Genomic DNA, 20,813 nt, shown 5'->3' with positions numbered 1-20,813 from the left:
TTTACCCCCTGATCACACCTTTCACAACGTTCATGACTATTCCTGAAAACAGTGGCACGGAAACGTTGTCGTTGATCGCCAACGGTAAAACCTCACAGATTGTCGCTGCGATCGCTCCAAGCAATCCGACCCCCAGCGGTACGAAGTTCATCACGTGCAGAACGTAGGCTGTGTAGATACACAGCACCAAGTGTGCGAGTGTACCCTCGACTGTTTTGTGGAAGAGTTTCTTCTTTCCAAAGTTCATACCGATGATCTTCGCCGCCACATCACCTAAGATCAGAAAAGAGCAAGCGGCGATCGCCAACTCGTCTTCGAAGAACAGATAGCTCAGCGTCACACCGAGCAGAAAAAGAGTCATCGAAGAAAGGCGCTTCCTCTCGGTTTCCTTGAACATTTTGAACTTGAACTCATCGTGGAAGAACCTTTCGACCCTTCTGTGGGAGAGTCTCACCAGATCAAGTACAAGAAAGATGGCGATCAAAACACTCATCAAGAACATGAAGGAAGTTTTTCCGATGTGGTAACCGAGAATGAGAAGCAAAAAGGCTGCCGGCCGGATGAGCACGCGCCAAGGCCTAATATCTTCTTGAAACTTGATCAATCTCCAAACGATTATGTTGTAAAGATTGATCGTCAAGAGCACCAGCACTGGAAGTACGATGAAATGAGAACGATCCGGCATCCTCACCATGACCAGCAACGCGAGTGCCGGCAGGACGAACAAGCCAACCACGTCGCCCCTCCTTGAGGTTAGGAAAAGAACGAGAACGATCAACGCTAAGATTGAAAGATCAGATAGCAAAGTGCTGAACGGAAGCTTCAGCCATTCCGTCCAAAGAAAGTACAAAAGTATGCCTACTGTCGTTGCCGCACCACGACCACCTCTGAACTGAAGATAGAAGGGAAACACGTGGCCAGCGACAGCAGACATCGCTGAGACAAAGCAAACGTGCTCCGGCAAACCCAAAAGCGAGCTCAACTTGAACGCAAGCACACCTTTGGAAGTGTCATACAGGGCGGTGAAAACGGCCGGCCAAAGACCAACGTTCCTGTAGACGTTCGTTGTGCCAGCGTGCTTGGTACCGAGTTCACGTATGTCGACACCGAGCAGCGTTCTGGTTATGAAGTACGCTGGTAAGAAACTTCCAAGCAAATAGCCGAGCAAGATGGCGACAATGGTTCCCACAACGACCCCTCCATTGACAATTTTAGTCCCTCATATAGGTTCTCAGGTAAGTTCTGCTAAAATAGAGGCGCCGTGAATCCTGTGAGGGGGGTGTGAACATGAGAAGGTTGCTCGTCGCTCTCGTCTTGACACTGCTCGTGACTTTCGTCTTGGCTTCCTACGTGAAAAACGTCATCTACTTCATAGGTGATGGGATGGGTTTCAACCACGTGTATCTTGCAAGTATCCTTGAAGGAAGACCGCTCAACATGATGAAGAGCCAACATGTTGGGATCGTCAAGACCTTTTCCGCCAACACGTGGGTGACAGACTCGGCTGCCGCTGGTACCGCACTCGCGTCCGGTTTCAAGACGAACAACGGCATGATCGGTATGCTTCCAAACAAAGAGCCAGTACCTTCTATTGCTGAGATCTTGAAGTTGTATGGGGTAAAGGTTGGCATAGTCGTCACGTGTAGAATCACTCACGCCACGCCCGCGGCGTTCTACGGACACGTTCCCGACAGAGACATGGAGAACGAACTCGCCGAACAACTGATCGAGAGTGACTTCGATGTGATCATGGGCGGAGGTATGAGACACTTCCTCCCCGCGTCGGTCAAAGGCAGTAGCAGGAAGGATGAAAAAGATCTCATATCTCTGGCAAGAGAGCGTGGTTATACTGTGATCACCAAGAAGAGTGAGTTGGCACAGGTTGAAGGCGGAAAGTTACTCGCGTTGTTCGCTTCGAGCCATCTTGCACCTGCGAGCGAAAGGACAGGGGAACAACCGATGCTCTATGAGATGGTGGAGAAGGCGCTGGAACTGCTGTCTAAAGATGGTGAACCTTTCTTCTTGATGGTCGAAGGATCTCAAATCGACTGGGAGGCGCACGGCAACGATCCATACGGGGTTTGGAAAGAAGTAGTCGAGTTTGACAAGGCGGTCGGTGTCGCACTCGAATTTGCGAAAAAGAACCCAGACACCCTCATCGTTGTTAGCTCTGACCACGAAACCGGAGGCCTATCGACCTCTACGGGAACCTACATGCTTGAAGTGGACAAGCTTAGAAAATTCAAAGCCAACACCGACTGGTTCATATCTAGACACTCTATCGAAGAGAAAGAAAAATTCATAGCGGCAGTAAAGGAATTCTACGATATTGACATGAGTGAAGAAGAGTACTCACAGCTTTTGAACGTAAAGAAGACTGCAAAGAGTGTGTACGATTTACCCAACGCGTTCGGACGTTACGTCAGCTCCAAGGCATTGCTCGGTTGGACAACTTTCGACCATACTGGCGATCCAGTTCCCATCTTCGCCTTTGGACCTGGTGCCGAACATTTCACAGGATGGCTTGACAACACGGATGTGCCAAGGATCATCGCTCGATTGATGGGGTATCCTCTCACCTATCCGATTCAAAAAGAACCCATCATCACTGGTCCTGTTCTCTACTGAGGCAGATCAAAAAGGATCGAGGGTGGGCGTTGCCCACCCTTCTTGTTAACTTGAGTCGAAACAAGGAGCAAAAGGAAGACTCGCTGAACTTTTAAAGATTAAAAGCCTACGGAAACGCTAAGACGTACGATTTCGTCGGTTTTATTGATTTTTCGGACTTGACATCGTGATTTACCTATGGCTAACTCTTGTTGGACATCGTGCCGGTAACGTTACCGGCACAAAGTGAGGGGGGATGTTCACATGAAGAAGTTTCTCGTACTCGTCCTCGCCACGATCATGGTCTTTGTCTTCGCAAAGGAAAGGATCGTCATCAACAGCTACATGTCCGATCCTGCTCCGAGAAAAGCCCTTGCAGAACTCGTGGAGATTTTCCAGCAGAAGTATCCTGAGTACGAGGTTGTCGTGAACACGTTCGCACACGAGGACTTCAAGGTGCTCCTGAGGACCTGGCTCGCTTCACCGAAAGGTACTGCGGACGTCGTTACGTGGTTCGCGGGTGAAAGGATGCGCTACTTCGCAGAGATGGGGTTGATAGTTCCAGTCGAAGAAGTTTTCGAAGGTGCGAAGTGGGAGGACTACTTCCCCGAAGCGTTCAGGAGCACTTGCTCGTACAAAGACAAGATCTACTTCATCCCGCAGAGCTGGTATTGGTGGGGCGTTTACTACAGAAAATCCGTTTTCGAAAAATTCGGCATCAAGGAACCGAAAACCTGGGACGAGTTCTTACAGGTGTGTGAGACTCTGAAAAAGAACGGTATAGTTCCCATCACCATCGGAACCAAGTTCCCGTGGACCGCGGCAGGTTGGTTCGACATCTTGAACCTGAGGATCAACGGACTTGACTATCACATTGCCCTCACCGCCGGAGAAGTTCCGTACACCGATGCGAAGCTTCTGAAGGTGTTCGAGTACTGGAGACAGATCATAGACAAAGGATACCTGCTCCCCAACCACACTGCTTACGAGTGGCAGGAAGCGGCGACCTTCCTGTTCAGAGGACAGGCTGGTATGTACTACATGGGACAGTTCATCAAAGACGTTGCGCCCACTGAAGTGAAAGACGATCTCGACTTCTTCAGGTTCCCCATCATCGATCCAGCCGTTGCACCGTACGAGGAAACACCGATCGATGGTTTCATGGTCCCGGCGAATGCCCCCAACAAGAAAGGTGCGATCGTGTTCCTGAGATTCATCGCTTCCAAAGAAGCACAGGAGAAGTTCGCGAAGGATCTCGGCAGGTTGGCAGCGAACGTGGCGGTTGCACCACCTGACGCACACGCAAAGAAAGGTCTCGACATGATCCTCGCCTCGGCTGGTGTGGCTCAGTTCTACGACAGGGATACCAATCCAGAGATGGCTGAAGTCGGAATGAACGCGTTCATAGAGTTCATGCAGAATCCTGGAAAGATCACAGACATATTGAAGAGACTTGAAGCCGAGAGAAAGAGAATCTACGGCAAGTGAACCTCGCCCGCGGGCATCTCGCCCGTGGGCTTTTTGAGGTGATCGAATGAAGAAAAAGTTGGCGCCCTATCTCTTTCTCGCGGGGCCGTTAGCCCTCTATTTCATCTGGGTCATATACCCTATCTTTCGAACTTTCGTAGTGAGTTTCACACGTTGGGACGGTATGACGCGACCAAGATTCGTCGGGTGGGAAAATTTCATTCGACTATTCAACGATCGTTATTTCATCCTTTCTCTTTTGAACAACTTCAAGTGGATGGTTGGCTTTGTCATACTTTCTATACCTTTGGGACTTTTCTTTGCGATGCTCATGGACCAAAAGTATCCTGGTCACAAGGTCTACAAATCTTTGGTGTATCTGCCCATGGCACTTTCCTTTGTGGTCATAGGTCAGATATGGTCGTGGGTGCTTGAACCTTCTGGGGGCATCGTGAACACGTTTCTGCGTTGGATGGGACTTGAAAGTCTCGCCAAGCCTTGGTTGAGCGATCCAAGGATCGTCACCTACTCACTGATTTGGGCTGCGCTGTGGAGGCAGGTTCCTTACGCGATGGTCCTCTTCCTCGCAGGACTTCAGAGTGTCGATAGGGAACACGTGGAAGCGGCCATAGTCGATGGTGCGAACGCGTTTCAGAGGTTTTGGTACGTCATACTTCCAGAGCTCAGGCCTGCGATGGTGATAACGATCACGGTGAACATCATCGACTCACTCCGTGCGTTCGACATCGTCTTCGTCATGACCAGAGGAGGGCCCTACTATTCTTCGAGCGTCATGGCGAACTACATGTACATCCAAGCTTTCCACAACTACAGGATGGGTTACGGCGCAGCGATCGCAGTGATACAGTTCTTGATCACCCTCGGCTTCATTCTCGTCTACGTATTGAACGTGCTCAAGAGGGAGGAAAGGTTATGAGGAAAACTTTGAAGGCTACGCTTTTCTACATTCTGTGTACGTTGATCGTGGTGCTGTGGATGGTACCGTTCGTGGTGGCGTTCTTCACCGCGTTCAAGACAATGGACGAGATCTTCATGCTCAGAAACTTTTGGTCTCCTCCGAAAACGTGGACGTTTGAGAACTTCAAAGTCGCTTGGATTGAAGGTCGAATGGGTCGATATTTCATCAACACAACGATTGTCACGGCTGTTTCTGTTGTAGGTACACTCTTTCTGTCCAGTCTGAGTGCTTACGCGCTCGCTTGGTACGAGTTCAAACTGCGCACGGCGATCTTGATGATCTTCGTCTCAGGTATGCTGATACCCTTTCAGATGTTGCTCATTCCCGTCTACAGATTCTCCGTCGTGACGGGCTTGTACGACACGCTGATTGGTGTTATCTTGTTTCACATCGCTTTCCAGCTGGGCTTTTGTACCTTCTTCTTGCGTAACTTCATGGTGACGATACCGTCGAGCCTCTTCGATGCTGCAAGGATCGATGGAGCCGGTGCCTTCAAGATCTACTCCAAGATCATCATGCCCTTGGTGAAACCTGCCGTGGCCGCTCTGAGTATCCTCGAATTCACATGGATATGGAACGATTATCTTTGGTCTTTGATCTTACTTCAAAGCGATGCGAAGAAGACCGTTACGATTGGCTTGACGACCTTGCAGGGCCAATGGATCAGTAGTTGGAACATCATAGCCGCCGGGGCCTTGCTCGCCGCGACCGTTCCTGTTATAGTCTTTCTGATCTTCCAACGCTATTTCATTCAGGGTCTCACTTTGGGTAGCATAAAGGGTTGAGGAGGGATTCGATGCAGATCTACGGTGCCGATTATTATCCAGAGCATTGGGATGAGTCTGTTTGGGAGAACCATGTGAAAATGATGAAAGAAATAGGCATTGAGTGGGTGAGGGTTGGAGAGTTCGCCTGGTCGATCGTTGAACCGGAGGAAGGTCGGTACGATTTTTCAAAACTTGAGAAACCTTTGAAGTTGTTGAAAGATGCGGGCATCAAGATCATTGTCGGCACGCCCACCGCCGCGCCACCCATGTGGCTGATCAAGAAACATCCACACGTACTGCCCGTCGACAAATTCGGTAGACAGAAAGGTGCGGGTAGCAGGCGACATTATTGTCCTGCGAACGACGTGTACCGTGAGTACTCGAAGAAGATCGTTGAGAAGTACGCTCAGCACCTTTCAACTTACGCGGACATGTGGCAGATCGACAACGAGTTTGGTTGTCACGACACGACGCTTTGCTACTGTGAATCGACACGAAGGGCGTTCATCGAATGGTTGAAAAAAAGATACGTTTCCATAGATGAGCTCAACTATCGTTGGGGCAACAGATTCTGGAGCCAGACCGTCAACGATTGGGATGAAATTGTCCTGCCCATCAACACGCCTGCGTTTGAAAATCCTCACATGATGCTCGATTTCTTCAGGTTTTCGACCGACATCCATATCGATTACATGAACATGCAGATTGAGATTATAAGAAAGTACTCCGAAAAACCGATAACCCACAACTTCATGGTAGACTTTTTCGATCTCGACTACAAAAAACTTTCTGAACACATAGATCTTGTGAGCTGGGACAACTACGTTTCGACGAAGATCTACGATCCTCTCAGGCAGGCCGCCAACCACGATCTGATGAGATCTTTGAAGAAGAAACCATTCCTCGTGATGGAACAACAACCGGGGAGGGTGAACTGGAAAACGATCAACGAACAGTATCCCGACGGATATTTGAGACTGTGGATAAAACAAGCGCACTTGCATGGCGCGCTCGGTGTGCTCGTGTTCAGGTTCGATCAGATCCAATGGGGCGCAGAACAGTTCCACGGTGCGTTGCTGGATTACGCGGGCAAAAAGACCGACAGGTGCGAAGAGTTTGCACAGGCCAAACGAGAAACACAAGGAGTCGTGGTTCCGCAAAAAGAGGTTGCCATTTACTTCTCCTACGAGAACGCGTGGATTCACAGGATAAACCATCTGAATCGCAACTTCAATTACTGGGAATCTGTGATGGAGATCTATAAAGGCGTCAGGAGACTCGGCTACAACGCCGATTTCGTGTTTGACGATGACGAGATCGACTCCTACAGGTTGTTGATCGTCCCCTATGCGATGTATTTACCAGAGAAACTCATCGAGAAACTCGAAACTTTCCAAGGTGACGTCTTGGTCACCTGCATGACCTCGATCAAAGACGAATACAACTGGATGAGAACAGATTTCCCGTACGGTTTACAGCGACTTCTCGGTCTCGAGATCGTTGACTTTGCGGGCACGGAGAAGGTGGACCTGAACGTTTCGAATTTACAGTTGAGTGGAAACTTCTGGTGTGATAAAATCAAGGTCAAAGATGCGGAGGTGCTGGGCTCTTTCGAAACAGGCCCGTTCGTTGGAATGCCTTGTGTCACCAAGCGAGGCAACAAATATTACGTTGCCACGGTGGCTGATGAGTTCTTTTACACATTCTTGCTGGGTAATCTTTTGCCGGCAAGGTTCGTCGGTGGTGGGGTGGATGCTATCCAGACGCGGGAGAAACTGATGCTTTTGAATGTTCGGGACCATGAGAGTGTGGTTTGGATGTCAAACAAGAAAATCGCTTTGGGAGCTTTCGAGAGCTGGGAGGTCTGAGCTTTGGCAAAGAGGTTCATCACGATAAAGGATATAGCTGAGGAAGCGGGAGTTTCCGTGAACACAGTCTCCAGAGCTTTGAACAACAAACCTGACGTGAGCCCGCAGACCAAGGAGAAGGTGTTGGAGATCGCAAAGAAGCTTGGCTACATTAGAAATTCCGATGCCGTTCTCTTCAGAAAGGGTACGACGAAGACCATAGGCGTGGTGTTCGAAGACAGTTCCAACCCATTCTATGCGGAAGTCTTCAAAGGAATCGAGACAAGCGCACGAAAGTACGGCTATCAGGTCATTCTGATGAACACGGAGAGAGATTACATAAACGAAATGCAGGCTGTGGACACACTCCTGCAGAAGCGCGTGGATGGTATCATCATCTCTCCAACGCAGTTCGACAGTAAGGATATCGAGAAGCTCGTCAAGCTCAACTTTCCCTTCGTGATACTCGGAGTCCACTTCGAGAACGATGAGCTCGACGAAGTCTACTCGAACGACGTGAAAGGTGGTTATTCGGCAACGAAACATCTGTTGTCGAAAGGCAGAAGGAAGATTTTGATGCTCAACGGGTTCATGTACAAATCCGTAGCCCGCATGAGGTACGAAGGTTACGTGGAAGCTCTGAGAGAGTTCGGTCTGCAGCCTTATGCCATGGTGGAGATCGAAGAAGGCTACGAGTCGGCTTTCAACAAGATCATGGAACTGAAAGACATCGATTTCGATGGTTTGTTCTGTTTCAACGACGTTTTTGCGATCGCCGCATTGAAGGCACTGAGATTGCTCGGAAAGAGAGTCCCAGAGGACGTGGCAGTGGTGGGCTACGACGACATTTCGTACGCGGAGTTCGTTCAACCCTCCCTCACAACCGTCAGAATCGACAAATTCTTGGAAGGCATCGTCGCCTTCGAGATGCTCTACGAAAGATTGTCGAACCTTCGAACGAGTCCCAAACAGGTGGTTCTCGATGTCGAACTGATCGTGAGGGAGAGCGCATGAACATCGTCCTCGTCGCCGAAGCTTCAACGAAACTTCAGCGCGCCTTCAAAATCTGGGGACTTTCGTTCCTGGTCGGTGTAAACGTCCTGTTCGATGCGTTCTCCAGCGGTCGAATCCTGCTGAGGAATATGAAAAGATTGCACATCGATCCATCAAAAATTGAGCACGTCGTTCTATCGCACGAACACTGGGACCACGTTGGTGGACTTGGAGAGCTTCTGAAGACGAATCCGAACATCAAGGTCTACATCTGTGAAGGGTTCAGCCAAAGGTTTGAAGACGCTCTCAAAGACAGATTCTCTGTTGAAGTCATCAGAGTCAGAGATCCGCTGCGAATAGCTCCGAGCATTCACTCTTCTGGCCAGATCGAAGGAAGGTACAACGACAGGACGATCTTCGAACAATGCTTGGTCGTGGATCGTGGTGAGTTCGTAGACGTGCTGGTTGGATGCTGCCATCCAGGTGTGATCAAGATGGTACAGACCGTGTTGGAGCGCTTTGGAAAGCCGATTGGGCTTTTAGCTGGAGGGCTTCATCTGCTGGACAAAGAAACTTCGGAGATATCTCGGATCGTCGATGAAATAGAAAGGTTGAACGTTAAGAGAATCATGCCGTGCCATTGCACGGGCCGTGAAGCCGTTGAGATTTTCGGAAAGAGATTCCAAGACAGGCTCATTCCCGCAAGGGTGGGCATCGAGTTGTGAGGGGTGTTAAGAATGCTGCTGATTGTTCTGATCCTGTTGTTCTTTTTGGGCTTCTTTGTCGGGCGCTTTTTGAGAACCGGCTGGATCAAAAAATACAAAGTTCTGATCGTTTTGACTTTCCTTCTTCTCTTTGCGCTCGGCGTCGAGATTGGATCGAACGACGACGTAGTCTCGAAGCTCGAGAGCATTCTCTTTTCATCTTTCGCGGTGTCGAGTTTCGCCGTCTTGGGAAGTTTCATCTTCGCTGTGATTTTTGAAAGGGTGTCAAAGAAGTGATGGTGCTTCTGCTTTTAAGCTCTGTTGTGGCTGGCGTATTCGCAGGCCGATGGACCAGCTTGAGACTTCCTGATTGGTCTGTCAATGCGGTTCTCTACGTCATCGTTTTTCTCGTTGGAGTGGACCTGAGCAAGGAAAAGGTTCGATTCGACGTGATCAAGAAGGTTCTGCTCAGCGTCGCGGCAACCGTGCTCGGGACTTATTCGGGAGCCTTGGTTCTCTCTTTCTTCTCACCCATGAAACGTTTTGAACTTCTCGCCGTCGCCTCCGGATTCGGTTGGTACAGTTTGTCTGCGATCATCATTTCGAACCTTCACAGCACGCAACTCGGTGCCATCGCATTCTTTTCGAACGTCATGAGGGAACTGTATGCGATCGTGTTGACACCGATTCTCTCGAGGTATTCCAAAACTGCCGTTGTATCGATAGCAGGTGCGACCTCGATGGACACGCTGCTCGGACCTATCTCACACTACACGGACAGAGAGACATCACTTTTGGCATTCGCGCATGGTTTCATTGTGACAATGCTTGTGCCGGTCCTGGTGAATACGTTTCTTGCTTTCCGATGATTCCTCAATCGGTGTTAAACGAGATTTCCCAAGAATGTTGCCAGACCGGGAAGCGTTGGGGTATGATTTGTATTTGGTGAAAAAATGAGAGGATTGCTTTCCATTTCTCCAGTTTTGGTAGTTTTGGGAGTCATGCTTTTCAGCAATCTGTCGACGTCCATGGCCGCTCTATTGGGCTTGCTCAGCGCTGTTGCGGTCTCTTTGACGTTCTTCGAAACATCCCTTGAAGTGGCTTTGAGATCATGTGTGGCTGGTTTTGTCGCTGCCTTTCCGGTTTCTCTCATAGTTCCTGCCTCGCTATTTCAACTTTCGATAATGGAACGATCCGGTGCCATGAACAAAGCAGTTGGATTGATGAAAGAATCGCTGAGCGATCGACCCGCAAGCAGGATAATCGCTCTGGTGATAGGAATTGGAACGATCCTGGCATCGGTTGGAGCAGTGCCAGTCACCGTGCTCACACCGATCCTGGTGGCCTTCGGTTACGGTTCGAGGACTTCGATAGCTCTATCGGCACTGGGTTACGATTCTCTCTGCACCTATTCGATCCTTGGAGTTCCTTTGGTCGTGTTCTGCGACATGGTTGGGCTGGATCTGATCGACGGTGCTAAGTACTTCTTACCTTACGTGCCCGTTGTTTCGTGCCTGATCACTTTCGCAGTCCTTCTCACCGCACATGGAAAGAAGTTCGCTCTCAAGTATCTTCATCTTTTTTCTTTGACCGTCGGACTCTTGTCTTATCTTGGTGCCGTCATTGCGATCTATATTAGGGCCCCTGTTTTGACCGGCTTGATCGTTGGAACTTTGATCGTTCTGGTTTTGAGTTTCTCAAAAAGGAGTAAACCCGTTGAAGCAGGATCATTAAAACGCTTGAATGACTTTCTTCATGCCTTTTTCCCGTGGATCGTTTTGATATTCTTCATATCCTTCTTCAACCTCTTTGAACCCATCAGAGAACTGGTTTACGAAAAGCTGTCCTTCCCAGTGTATTTCTTCGGCACATCACTGAAACCTGTTCATATGAGATTACTTTGGCAGGCTTATACCTGGATCTTTGTCTCCAGCTTTATCAGCGTCTGTTTTTACAAATTCGGCAGAAAGGAATTGCTGATAACTTTTAGAAAAACCTTCAAAAGAAGTTGGCAACCCTTTTGGTCCGCCTCGTTTTTCTTCATGACGGCTTACTTGATGCTCCACTCTGGTTTTGTCAAAACCACTGACGGCTTTCAACTCTTGAACGAGGAAATGAACATGATCAACGCACTGACCAGCTACTCAGCAAGACTTTTCAAAAACGTTTTCCCACTCTTAACGCCTTTCATAGGAGTCTTCGGCGGATTCATAACGGGCACCCAAACTTCTGCAACCGCGATGTTCACTGTGTACACGGTTCAAACGTCACGAACTTTGAATCTGTCGCCTTTCATGATGGCCGCAGCCGTTTCTTTCGGTAGCGGTCTTGCCTCTGCCATATCTCCATCCAAGCTTCAAAACGCAGCCGCTTCAATAGATCAAATTGGCGAAGAGAAAAGAGTCATAAAGACAATGATTCCTTTGGTTTTGACACTCACCATTTTTACCTCCATTGTGAGCTATCTTTTCAGAAGAACCGTCCTGCCCTGAGTCTCACAAAGAGCTTGGGGGTGAGAGGAGTGGAAGCAGTCCTCGTTGAAAACGTGAGCAAGTACTTTAAAAAGAAAGACCGGATCATCCGTGCTGTACAGAACGTCTCTTTCGAGGTAATGAAAGGGGAGATCTTTGGAATACTCGGTCCGAATGGATCGGGTAAGTCAACTCTCATCAGGATGATCGCAACACTTCTGATCCCAGACGAAGGTACAATCAGGATCTTCGGACTGGACGCGATCAAAGATTCGAAAAAGGTGCGAGAACTGATTCACAGGGTTTCAACCGATGCGAGCTTCTTCAAAAAGCTCTCAGCTTATGAAAATCTCATCTTCTCAGCTGGGATTTACGGCTTGAGCAGAAAGCACGCGATGAAACGTATAATGGAGCTTGCGAATGCTTTAGGATTCGATGGTTCGAGGTTGAAGGATCCTGTTGAGGAGTTCTCGCGGGGTATGCAGCAAAAAACTGCCATAATGAGGGCTTTCCTAACAAAACCGAAACTTCTGTTACTCGATGAACCAACGACTGGGTTGGATCCAAGGGCGAAACGTGAGGTTCAGTCTCTGATACTTGAGGCGAACAGGAATGGCAGTACCGTGATTCTCTCCACACATGACATGGAAGAAGCCGCGAAGCTTTGTCACAGAGTCATGATAATCCACAACGGAAGAGTCGTCGCACTCGGAGAACCTGAAAAACTCAGTGAAGCGTTGAGAAACGAGAAAAATAACCCGACACTCGAAGACGTTTTCCTGAAATACACAGGGACCAGTTTCGAAGAGGCCGACGTGGAGGAGGTCGAGTGAATGAGTGGCTGGTTCAGAGAGCTAAGGGCAGCTCTGGCCTTCGTGGAACGGAACTTCAACCTGATCAAGAGGTATTGGAAATGGGAATTGGTGTTTTTTGCTTACACTGTGGCCAATACCGTGACCATAGGATTCATAGGAGTTGGATTCGTGAGATTTGGTTCCACAGTTGATGTTAATTACCTTGTGTTGTACATGCTCATAGGTTCAATAATGTGGGGTTATCTCTCTATACTATTTGAAGTGGTCGCCGAAACAGTGGCTTGGGAAAGGTGGGAAGAGACGATAGAGTACACATTCATGGCACCGGTCGAGAGAGTCACGCACCTTTTGAGCGTGTGCGTTTTCAGCGTGCTCTATGGAATCCTGAGAAGTGGTTTGATTTTAATCTTGGTATCGCTGTTGTTCAAACTGGATCTTTCGGGGGCAAACTTAACCGGAGCGGGGTTGGTTTTGCTGGTGTCTTCCGTGTCATTCATGGGTCTCGGGATGGCTGGGGCAGTCCTACCCCTGATCTCTCCAGAAAAGGGCGTGCAAGTTGTTCACATATTTCAAGCGCTTTTACTCATGTTTTCCGGAGTCTACTACGAAGTCGATGTCTTGCCATACTGGATGCAGAGAATCGCTGTTTTCTCACCGGCGACTTACGCTTTGAGGGGTATGAGGCTGGCCATCCTTGAAGGCGCTTCAACAGAGCGACTTTGGTCTCAACTTTTACCGCTTATGATACTCGGTGTGACACTCTTGCCGCTCGGGATAATCCTCTTCATTCACTTCGAGAGGTTCGCGAAGAAGAAAGGATTGCTCAAGAGGCACGGTTGAGGAAATTGAAAGCCCCGCGGGTGCGGGGCTTTCGTTTCAGTTCAGCTTCTCGGGAAAACTATGAATTTGATGGCGGTTCTCGTTTCCTTGTCGATCTCGACATCTGTGAACGCCGGAATACTGACAAGGTCAATCCCACTCGGCGCCAAATAGCCTCTCGCGATGGCGATTGCCTTGACTGCCTGGTTTACAGCACCGGCACCGATCGCCTGAAGTTCCGCCCTTCCATGCTCTCTGATCATACCTGCGAGTGCTCCAGCCACCTTGTTGGGGTTTGAATTGGATGCTACCTTCAGTACTTCCATCACTTCTACCTCCTTTTCAACAGCCATTGTGACCACCACTGTACCCAACGTCGCTTTCACCGAGGAGACACTGGCGCGCCTGGCAGGACTTGAACCCGCAACCATCGGATCCGAAGTCCGACGCTCTATCCATTGAGCTACAGGCGCGCTCGTCTGGGGTGACCAGCGGGACTTGAACCCGCGACCACCTGATCCACAGTCAGGCGCTCTACCTTACTGAGCTATGGTCACCACGCTGGCGCGCCCGGCGGGAGTCGAACCCACAACCCTCGGATTAGAAGTCCGATGCTCTATCCTATTGAGCTACGGGCGCTGGAGCGGGCGACGGGATTCGAACCCGCAACCCTCGGCTTGGAAGGCCGATGCTCTACCATTGAGCTACACCCGCTTTCACCAACATGTATTTTACTACGACCTCAAGAAAAATCAAGTCGGCCAATTCACTTTTCAGCGTCAGACCTCAGCAAGAATTCATCGGCGAAGTGAGTTTCTCTAAGATGTTCGTGAATTTCTGATTGTAGATATTGCTCATTTCACCGGAGTTAACGTGCCCTTTTGGCCCCACTTGATCGATTCTACAAGTTGATGTATAATGTCAAGGCGGAAGCACGTGTGAGCCAGCGTAGCTCAGTCGGCAGAGCGGCGCACTCGTAATGCGCAGGTCGGGGGTTCGAATCCCTTCGCTGGCTCCATTTTTCTTTCTGGGTGGTGCGAAGGATTTTAGATCCTCTCGAATTCAAAGTCCTCAAGTTCGTCCAGACGCAGAAGTTGCTCTCCAAAGGTGAAAGCGTCCTCGTGGCACTGTCGGGTGGAATCGATTCCGTTAGCCTCTTGCATGTGCTTCTTCAGTTGCGTGAAATTTACCGCCTGCGCGTCTGTGCCGCCCATCTCAATCATATGCTCAGAGCTACAGCGGACAGGGATGAAGCCTTCGTGAGTGATCTCTGTGCCAAACTGAAGGTTGAACTCTGTGTTGAAAGAATTGACGTAGCCAAATTCTGCGAAGAGAACAAACTTGGCATTGAAGAAGGTGCGAGGAAGCTGAGGTATCAGTTCTTGGACAACGCAAAACGAAAACTTCAGTGCGATGTGATTGCGCTTGCTCACAACTTGAACGATCTGGTTGAAACCATGTTGCACAGGATCGTGCGCGGGACCGGCCCACTCGGTCTGGTTGCGATGAAACCCAGGTTTCAGGACAAGATAAGGCCGTTCATTTACATAGAGAGGTCAGAAATAGAAGAGTACGCAAAGAGAAAGAACCTGAGTTTTGTAGAGGACGAGACCAATTACGATGTCAGGTACACGAGAAACTACATTCGACACGTCGTCATCCCGGCTCTGAGAAGAATCAATCCTTCGATCGAAAAAGCCCTGCTGCAGTTGCACGTGTCGAACATGTTGATCGAAAGGCACGTGGAAGAGTTCTTAAGAAAGCAAAGGCTGGTGAGATTTAGAGATCGTACCATCTTCTCGAGCAGAAAACTGAGTGACTTCGAACTGGTGGAACTGCTCAGAAGTTGTGTGAAAGAGTTCGGCGAACAACTCGAGTTCGAACACGTTCAACAACTTCTTGAGCGTGCGCACAGTCCATCCTGGAAGATCGAGCTTGCAAAGGGACTCTGGCTTGAGAAGGGCTTTGATCTGTTCTGTGTCGAACGCGAACACGATGTACTCGAATCTTTGAAGATTGAAGAGTGTGGACTGTACGACTTCAACGGTTGGTGCTTCAAACTCAACGATCGAATCGAGAGTGATCAATACATCTTCGTAAAACTCCCCATTCTGGTGAGAGTCAGGAAACCCGGTGATAGAGTCTCTTCAAAGAAGCTGAAGGATCTGATGATCGAGGCACGTATACCGAGTTTCCTGCGTGATGAGATGCCCGTAGTTGAAGAGAATGGTATAATTCTGTGGGTACCATACGTGTACGTTGACAAAAGGTTGAATGAGAGACTAAAAAACGATGATTTTCTCGTTCTGAACCTGCTGGAAAATCCATTCCGAGTTATACTTGAATTGAGAAAGGAGGAAGAATGATTTGAACGGAAATCGACCGAACTACATCTCGCTCATCTTCGCCGCACTCGTCATACTCTCGATATTCTGGCTCGTTCGTTCCCTTTACAGTCCTACCAACAACGTGTCGAAGATGAGTTTCAGTGATTTCATACAGATAGTCGAGACGGACCCGGGGCGCATCGCCGAAGTTGTGGTGAGAGACGATGGTACGATAAGGGTTATTTCTAAGCGAGGCGAGTACTACGAAATCTATGCACCGTGGTTCTCTCAGGATACACAGATGATAAAACTACTCAGCGAAAAGGGCATACGCGTGACCGGCGAGAAGGGCTTGAGCAGCTCTTTCTGGATCAATGTCATTGGTAACGTGATCTTCATAGTGTTCTTGCTGTTCATGTTCTTCTTCATGATGAGAACCATATCCGGACGAAACAATCAAGCATTCACGTTCACTCGTAGCAGAGCCCAGATGGTCAGGCCCGGCCAGCAACGTGTCACTTTCAACGACGTTGCCGGTGTGGACGAAGCGATAGAAGAGCTCAGGGAAACGGTCCTGTTCTTGAAAGATCCTGCGAGGTTTGCGCGCATAGGTGCCAGAATGCCGAAAGGTATATTGCTCGTTGGGCCTCCGGGTACGGGTAAAACCTTGCTCGCAAGGGCTGTAGCTGGTGAGGCAAACGTACCGTTTTTCCACATAAGTGGTTCAGATTTTGTGGAGCTGTTCGTTGGCGTCGGCGCCGCACGTGTCAGAGATCTCTTCGCCCAGGCGAAAGCGAACGCACCCTGCATCGTTTTCATCGACGAAATCGATGCCGTCGGACGACACAGGGGTGCAGGTCTTGGTGGTGGGCACGACGAGCGAGAACAGACACTGAACCAACTTCTCGTCGAGATGGACGGATTCGACATCAACCAGGGCATCGTGGTGATGGCTGCCACGAACAGGCCCGACATACTCGATCCCGCGCTCCTCAGGCCCGGTAGATTCGACAAGAAAGTGGTTTTGGACGTACCAGACGTGAAGGGAAGAGAAGCGATACTGAAGATACATACGAGGAACAAACCCATCGCCGAAGATGTTGACCTGAAAGTCCTCGCACAGCGCACCACAGGGTTCGTGGGAGCGGATCTGGAAAATCTGGTGAACGAGGCGGCGCTTCTTGCGGCGAGGGCTGGAAGAGACAAGATCACGATGGCCGATTTTGAAGAAGCGATAGACAGGGTCATCGCCGGACCTGCGAGAAAGTCCCGTGTGATCAGTCCAAGGGAGAAAAGGATCGTGGCTTACCACGAAGTAGGACACGCCATCGTTTCAAGCTTGTTGCCAAATGCTGATCCGGTTCACAGGATCTCCATCATACCTCGAGGTTACCGCGCCTTAGGCTACACTCTGCAGTTGCCGGCTGAAGACAGATACATTGTCACAAAGAACGAGTTGCTCGACCAGATAACGGCTCTGCTCGGCGGACGCGCCGCGGAAGAGATAGTTTTCAACGAGATCTCGACCGGCGCTGCGTCCGACATCGAGAGGGCCACAGAACTTGCCAGAAAGATGGTTTGTCAGCTTGGAATGAGCGATAAGCTTGGACCTTTGGTGTGGGGTAAGACCGAACAAGAGATTTTTTTGGGCAAAGAACTCACAAGGATGAGGAACTACAGCGAAGAGGTCGCGAGTGAGATAGACGAGGAAGTGAAACATATAGTGACCGAGTGCTACGAGAGAGCGAAACAGCTACTTCTTGAGCACAAAAAGCAGCTCGACGAGCTGGCGGAACTTCTGCTCGAAAGAGAAGTCATAGAGGGCGAAGAATTGAGAAAGGTGTTGCGTAAAGAGCTGACAGAGGAAGTGATGAATGGTGAAAAACTTGGAACGGTTGCTCGGAACGAGCAAAACAGTTGATTTCACCATTGATGAAAACTTGGCGTGGCGTGAGGATCGAGAGATGGAGATTCTCGAACTTGCGAGTACGTCTGGACTCTGCGCTCAAGTTTTTCATGTGGGTTATGATTTGATACAACCGTATCTTGACGAAGAAGAAATTTCGGTGGTTGTAGAAGCAAACGTCAGGCACCTTTTGCCAATCAGAGTTGGCGAAGCCGTCGCGGTGGGTGTCAAAGTCATCGGAGTGGTTGAAAACAAGATCAAACTGCGTGGAGTCGTCATGAAAGGTGAGAAGAAAATTCTCGAGATGGAGTTTGTAAGGGCGGTCATCTCAAGAAATTATCTCAGGAGGACGGCCCTTGAGAAGACCACGTGATGCGAGAGATCTCAAGGAACAGAACCTCGTTGCGCGTTCGAAAGCGGGCGAGAGGTACGTTGAGAAGATAGAAACGAAGGGCGACCTGATGGTCGCCCTTGTTTATCCGAACGGTTACGAACTCGCCGCCTCGAACCTTGGCTTCAACCTCGTTTGGAAGTATTTGAATCAGCTGGAAAGGGTCCGCTGTGAACGCTTCTTTTTCGATGAGAGCTTTGAAAGGTTTTACTCCATTGACAGTCTAACGCCCATCGACCAGTTCGCTATTTGGGCTTTTTCTTTCCATTTTGAAAACGACATCGTGAACATCATGAAATTGCTCTTGCGAAAATCCGTGCCACTGAGAAACGTCGATCGTTCACAGTCACATCCGATCATACTGTTCGGTGGCGCACTCTGTTATACTGAGCTTCCCTTGCTCAACGTCCTTGCAGACGTGATACTCCACGGAGACATTGAATCCATGTTGCCTCAACTCAACGAAGTGCTCCATCCCACTGGCAGATCAGAGCTGCTGCGAGCCTTCGCTGGTCTTCCTTTCGCCAGCGTACCTATACTTGGGAAGAAATGCGAAAGTGTCTCCCACTGTGCCGATCTGGATTTCTTTGTTCCTGTGTCGCCATTGATCTGCAGACTTGGCGAGTTCGCGCACAAACTTCTTGTCGAAATAGAGAGAGGCTGCATTCACAGATGTGCTTACTGTATGACGGGGAAACTGAAAAAACCTGCGAGATTTTTGAGTCTCGAGAGAATCGCCAGCGTCTCACAGAAGCACGATTCGGTTGGTTTGATTGCTTCCAACGTGACGGATTATCCCTGGTTGGATGAACTCATTGATTTACTTGAAGAAAGCAAAGTTTCCGTCTCGGTTTCATCTCTCAGAATGGACCGGCTGAGTGAGCGTTTCTTGAGGTTCTTGAGGAAACACCAAAAAAGTTTCACAGTTGCTTTAGAGAGTCCAAGCGAAAGAATCAGAGCCATCATGAAAAAAGATTTGACAGAAGAACAGGTCGAGAAAGCGTTTCAGTTGGCGAAAAAAGCGGGCTTTGAGGAAATCAAAGTCTACTTCATGTTCGGTTTTGAGGAAGAATCCGAACAGGATCTGATGGCCATCGGGGACATGGCAAAGCACCTGCTCGAACTTGGTTTTAAAACAGTCAAACTCTCGATAAACCCTCTCGTACCAAAGCGTGGCACAGAGTTCGAGAAACGCGCCATGCAGGATGAAAAGATCCTGAGACAAAAAATGAAGATCATATCTTCATCCCTGCCAGTGAGAGCGAAAGTACATTTTGAAAGTCTCAGACACAGCAGAATTCAGTTTTTCATAAACAGTATGGACGAAGATATAGCAGAGGAACTCTTGATGAAAGTTCAGCAAGCTGATTCACCGGAGCGAGTCATCAACGATGTGGCGAGAGCGGTATAATCCAATGTGAAAACTGATTCATCAAGCAGGGGGAAGGACCTTGAGAAGGGACCCAAAGCGATCCGATGGAAAGAAGACTTTCTCAGATCTGCTCAGATCCGCCCTGGAACTCTTTGCTACGCGTGGCTATCACGGCGTTTCTATCCCGATGATCTCCAGAAGGGCCAACGTCAAGCCGTCCACGTTCTACCAGTATTTCAGCAGCAAGGATGCAGTCTATGAAAAGTTGATAGAAGAAGCCTTTGAACTGTTCTCCGATGGTATGAACAACATCGACGACAGCGATTCGTACAGGATCGTGGAAAGCTTCATCAGATCGTATGCCAAATTCTTTTCCAACCACTTTCTGCATTTTCGGATATTGCACGAAGCCGTCTATCTGAAAAGGAACCTGAGAAGAAAACTGGAACAGATACTGAGATCGAGAGTCATTGAGAAACTCTTACCGAACGCAGATGAAAAAGAAGTGAGGGTAGCTGGTTGGTTCGTCACCGGTCCGATCAGGTTCGCGGGCATCTTCAAGTCGCTCTCAGGTGAAAGAGTGATCGAAGAATCCACGGTGAGAGACTTCACCGAATTCATCGTGAACGGTGTGGATCCAAACGATCACGTGCTGGACGAACGAGTTTTCAACGTCGATGTGAAACCGTTGGCGGTCGAGACCAGCTCGACGAAAGCGAAGTTGCTCCAAGCAGCGGAGAGACTCTTTGGGAAGTACGGCTATCGAAATACGATGATAAGTGATATCACCAAATCTGCCGGTGTCGCTGCGGGTACTTTCTATGTGTACTTCGAGAGCAAAGAGTCGATCCTCGAAGAACTCGTGATGTCCACAAACAGAAATCTGAGGCTCACGATAGCGAGCGTGATAAAGAACTTCACTGACAGACGTGATGCCGAAATAGCAGGTTACAACGCATTCTTAAGGTTTTTCTTGAATCATTCGAACATGTACTTGGTTGTCAGACAGGCTGAGTTCTTCAATCCGAACATTTCACGTAACTATTACGACAAGATCTTCGCCAGTTACCTTCCTCCGTTGAACAGGGCGATCGAGTTGAAGATGATAAAGCCCCTCAAGCCTGAGAACCTTGCCATCGGACTCATGGGTATTGGCCACTTCATGGGCGAAGACCTCGTTGTCTACAGCAAAACCTCTCCGGACCAGATCAAAGATTATCTTTCACTCCTCAGTGAGTATCTCCTCAAAGGAATACAAAAAAAAGGAGAAAAAGAAAGCAACAGAAAGAAATAGAGAGTACGGCGAAGATATCGGAGCCTATTTCGAAACTGCCGCCAGCCACAAATT

Annotated in this window: 19 protein-coding genes and 5 tRNA genes; 18 read left to right on the top strand and 6 right to left on the bottom strand. The window is 49.1% G+C overall.

Features of this window, described 5'->3' with window-relative positions; all coding sequences use genetic code 11:
* Position 1: 1 nt before the first annotated feature.
* A complete protein-coding gene (locus tag AJ81_RS09685) occupies positions 2 to 1,189 on the bottom strand; it encodes a glycerol-3-phosphate acyltransferase (protein ID WP_031502551.1) in 1,188 nt (395 codons plus the stop codon).
* Positions 1,190 to 1,287: 98 nt separating this feature from the next.
* Between AJ81_RS09685 and AJ81_RS09680 the strand changes: the two genes are divergently transcribed.
* From AJ81_RS09680 to AJ81_RS09625, 12 genes are all read left to right on the top strand, one after another.
* Entirely contained in the window at positions 1,288 to 2,628 is a 1,341-nt protein-coding gene (locus tag AJ81_RS09680; RefSeq protein WP_031502550.1) for an alkaline phosphatase, read from the top strand.
* Positions 2,629 to 2,871: 243 nt separating this feature from the next.
* Positions 2,872 to 4,095, top strand: coding sequence for an ABC transporter substrate-binding protein (locus AJ81_RS09675; RefSeq protein WP_031502548.1), 1,224 nt, complete (start codon positions 2,872 to 2,874; stop codon positions 4,093 to 4,095).
* Between the two features lie 46 nt (positions 4,096 to 4,141).
* Positions 4,142 to 5,011 carry a carbohydrate ABC transporter permease gene (locus AJ81_RS09670; RefSeq protein WP_031502546.1) on the top strand — a complete coding sequence of 290 codons (870 nt, stop codon included), beginning with the start codon at positions 4,142 to 4,144 and terminating at the stop codon, positions 5,009 to 5,011.
* Positions 5,008 to 5,838: a carbohydrate ABC transporter permease gene (locus AJ81_RS09665; protein ID WP_031502544.1), complete on the top strand. Its 831-nt coding sequence runs from the start codon at positions 5,008 to 5,010 to the stop codon at positions 5,836 to 5,838. The genes AJ81_RS09670 and AJ81_RS09665 overlap by 4 nt, the downstream gene beginning before the upstream one ends.
* 11 nt (positions 5,839 to 5,849) lie before the next feature.
* Complete coding sequence (locus AJ81_RS09660) at positions 5,850 to 7,688, top strand: beta-galactosidase (RefSeq protein ID WP_031502542.1); 1,839 nt, start codon at positions 5,850 to 5,852, stop codon at positions 7,686 to 7,688.
* Between the two features lie 3 nt (positions 7,689 to 7,691).
* Positions 7,692 to 8,681, top strand: coding sequence for a LacI family DNA-binding transcriptional regulator (locus AJ81_RS09655; RefSeq protein WP_031502541.1), 990 nt, complete (start codon positions 7,692 to 7,694; stop codon positions 8,679 to 8,681).
* Positions 8,678 to 9,385 carry an MBL fold metallo-hydrolase gene (locus tag AJ81_RS09650; RefSeq protein WP_031502539.1) on the top strand — a complete coding sequence of 236 codons (708 nt, stop codon included), beginning with the start codon at positions 8,678 to 8,680 and terminating at the stop codon, positions 9,383 to 9,385. The genes AJ81_RS09655 and AJ81_RS09650 overlap by 4 nt, the downstream gene beginning before the upstream one ends.
* 12 nt (positions 9,386 to 9,397) lie before the next feature.
* A complete protein-coding gene (locus AJ81_RS09645; RefSeq protein ID WP_031502538.1) occupies positions 9,398 to 9,661 on the top strand; it encodes a LysO family transporter in 264 nt (87 codons plus the stop codon).
* Positions 9,662 to 9,720: 59 nt separating this feature from the next.
* Positions 9,721 to 10,233 carry a LysO family transporter gene (locus tag AJ81_RS09640; protein ID WP_231845434.1) on the top strand — a complete coding sequence of 171 codons (513 nt, stop codon included), beginning with the start codon at positions 9,721 to 9,723 and terminating at the stop codon, positions 10,231 to 10,233.
* 84 nt (positions 10,234 to 10,317) lie between these two features.
* Positions 10,318 to 11,856, top strand: coding sequence for an L-lactate permease (locus AJ81_RS09635; protein ID WP_031502535.1), 1,539 nt, complete (start codon positions 10,318 to 10,320; stop codon positions 11,854 to 11,856).
* A 29-nt stretch (positions 11,857 to 11,885) separates the two neighbouring features.
* Positions 11,886 to 12,668 (top strand): ABC transporter ATP-binding protein, encoded by a 783-nt coding sequence (locus AJ81_RS09630; protein ID WP_031502533.1) that lies wholly within the window; start codon positions 11,886 to 11,888, stop codon positions 12,666 to 12,668.
* Positions 12,669 to 13,490 carry an ABC transporter permease gene (locus AJ81_RS09625; protein WP_031502531.1) on the top strand — a complete coding sequence of 274 codons (822 nt, stop codon included), beginning with the start codon at positions 12,669 to 12,671 and terminating at the stop codon, positions 13,488 to 13,490.
* Between the two features lie 41 nt (positions 13,491 to 13,531).
* Here the strand turns inward: AJ81_RS09625 and AJ81_RS09620 are convergent, their stop codons facing one another.
* The 5 genes from AJ81_RS09620 to AJ81_RS09600 all read right to left on the bottom strand — a co-directional run bounded on the left by AJ81_RS09620 (position 13,532) and on the right by AJ81_RS09600 (position 14,183).
* Entirely contained in the window at positions 13,532 to 13,795 is a 264-nt protein-coding gene (locus AJ81_RS09620; RefSeq protein WP_031502530.1) for a stage V sporulation protein S, read from the bottom strand.
* 71 nt (positions 13,796 to 13,866) lie between these two features.
* A tRNA-Arg gene (locus AJ81_RS09615) sits at positions 13,867 to 13,942 on the bottom strand.
* A 7-nt stretch (positions 13,943 to 13,949) separates the two neighbouring features.
* Positions 13,950 to 14,026: transfer RNA gene (locus AJ81_RS09610), tRNA-His, on the bottom strand.
* Between the two features lie 5 nt (positions 14,027 to 14,031).
* Positions 14,032 to 14,108 (bottom strand) — tRNA-Arg (locus AJ81_RS09605).
* A tRNA-Gly gene (locus tag AJ81_RS09600) sits at positions 14,109 to 14,183 on the bottom strand.
* Positions 14,184 to 14,411: 228 nt separating this feature from the next.
* On the opposite strand from AJ81_RS09600, the gene AJ81_RS09595 reads away from it, so the two are divergent.
* The 6 genes from AJ81_RS09595 to AJ81_RS09570 all read left to right on the top strand — a co-directional run bounded on the left by AJ81_RS09595 (position 14,412) and on the right by AJ81_RS09570 (position 20,759).
* Positions 14,412 to 14,487 (top strand) — tRNA-Thr (locus AJ81_RS09595).
* Positions 14,488 to 14,503: 16 nt separating this feature from the next.
* Positions 14,504 to 15,835, top strand: coding sequence for a tRNA lysidine(34) synthetase TilS (gene tilS, locus AJ81_RS09590; RefSeq protein WP_231845435.1), 1,332 nt, complete (start codon positions 14,504 to 14,506; stop codon positions 15,833 to 15,835).
* 1 nt (position 15,836) lies between these two features.
* Entirely contained in the window at positions 15,837 to 17,717 is a 1,881-nt protein-coding gene (gene ftsH / locus AJ81_RS09585) for an ATP-dependent zinc metalloprotease FtsH (RefSeq protein WP_031502528.1), read from the top strand.
* Positions 17,671 to 18,075, top strand: coding sequence for a thioesterase family protein (locus tag AJ81_RS09580; protein ID WP_031502527.1), 405 nt, complete (start codon positions 17,671 to 17,673; stop codon positions 18,073 to 18,075). Before ftsH ends, AJ81_RS09580 begins: the two co-directional genes overlap by 47 nt.
* Positions 18,059 to 19,504: a B12-binding domain-containing radical SAM protein gene (locus tag AJ81_RS09575; RefSeq protein WP_031502526.1), complete on the top strand. Its 1,446-nt coding sequence runs from the start codon at positions 18,059 to 18,061 to the stop codon at positions 19,502 to 19,504. The genes AJ81_RS09580 and AJ81_RS09575 overlap by 17 nt, the downstream gene beginning before the upstream one ends.
* A gap of 40 nt (positions 19,505 to 19,544) precedes the next feature.
* Positions 19,545 to 20,759 carry a TetR/AcrR family transcriptional regulator gene (locus AJ81_RS09570; RefSeq protein ID WP_031502524.1) on the top strand — a complete coding sequence of 405 codons (1,215 nt, stop codon included), beginning with the start codon at positions 19,545 to 19,547 and terminating at the stop codon, positions 20,757 to 20,759.
* Positions 20,760 to 20,813: the final 54 nt, after the last annotated feature.

The sequence above is a fragment of the Pseudothermotoga hypogea DSM 11164 = NBRC 106472 genome (assembly GCF_000816145.1).
GTDB lineage: Bacteria > Thermotogota > Thermotogae > Thermotogales > DSM-5069 > Pseudothermotoga_A > Pseudothermotoga_A hypogea.
The sequence above is the reverse complement of the archived record's forward strand: the minus strand, read 5'-3'. Positions and strand labels throughout refer to the sequence as shown.